A 1,026-nucleotide genomic window follows, 5' to 3' on the forward strand; every position below is an offset into this window, starting at 1 on the left:
CCTGATTAGCCCTGACCATCAGCCGCCTGTCGCAGGATCTGCGCCGCGCTGGGTGGATGCTGCTGTCACCTGAAGCCAACGAGGTGGCGTGATGAGTATCAATGCCGTGCAGTTCCAAGCGGGATTGTCGATGCCTGAGTTCTTCGCGTCCTACGGCACCGAAGCCAAGTGCTATCGCGCGCTTTACAAGTGGCGCTGGCCGCAAGGCTTTCGTTGCCCTGTTTGTGCCGGACGCGTGCGCTCGCGTTTCAAGCGGGGTGCTGCGATCTACTACCAATGCAGCGCGTGCCGGCATCAGACCAGCCTGATTGCAGGCACGATGTTCGAAGGCACCAAGCTGCCGCTGCGCACCTGGATGCTGGCGTTGCACCTGCTGACCTCGACCAAAACCAACATGGCCGCGCTGGAGTTGATGCGGCATCTGGGCGTCAACTACAAGACGGCCTGGCGGATGAAACACAAGATCATGCAGGTTATGGCCGAGCGCGAATCCATGCGGAAACTGGCGGGTTTCGTGCAGATCGACGATGCCTATCTCGGCGGCGAGCGTAACGGTGGCAAGGCCGGACGCGGATCGGAGAACAAACAAGCGTTCCTGATTGCGGTGCAGACCGATGCCACCTTCACCGCGCCGCGCTTTGTGGTGATCGAGCCGGTGCGCAGCTTCGACAACACCTCGCTGCAGGACTGGATTGCCCGTCGCTTGGCGCCCGAATGCGAGGTCTACACCGATGGGCTGGCCTGCTTCCGCCGGCTAGAAGACGCCGGCCACGCGCACACCACGCTGGACACTGGCGGTGGTCGTGCCGCGACCGAAACGGCCGGTGCACGTTGGCTCAACGTGGTGCTGGGCAATCTCAAACGCGCCATCAGTGGCGTGTATCACGCCATCGCGCAAGGCAAATACGCAAGGCGTTACCTGGGAGAAGCGGCCTATCGTTTTAATCGTCGATTCCGCTTGCGCGAGATGCTGCCACGACTTGCCACGGCCATGATGCAATCCACACCATGCCCAGAGCCGGTTTT

The 1,026-nt window shown here is 61.6% G+C and carries 1 protein-coding gene; it reads left to right on the forward strand.

Annotated elements, in window-relative coordinates; genetic code table 11:
* Window positions 1-91: 91 nt before the first annotated feature.
* Window positions 92-1,026, forward strand: a 935-nt coding sequence (locus XCSCFBP4642_RS25020; protein ID WP_084624533.1) for an IS1595 family transposase, incomplete at its 3' end; no start/stop codon positions are given.

Source organism: Xanthomonas cassavae CFBP 4642, from assembly GCF_000454545.1.
GTDB lineage: Bacteria > Pseudomonadota > Gammaproteobacteria > Xanthomonadales > Xanthomonadaceae > Xanthomonas > Xanthomonas cassavae.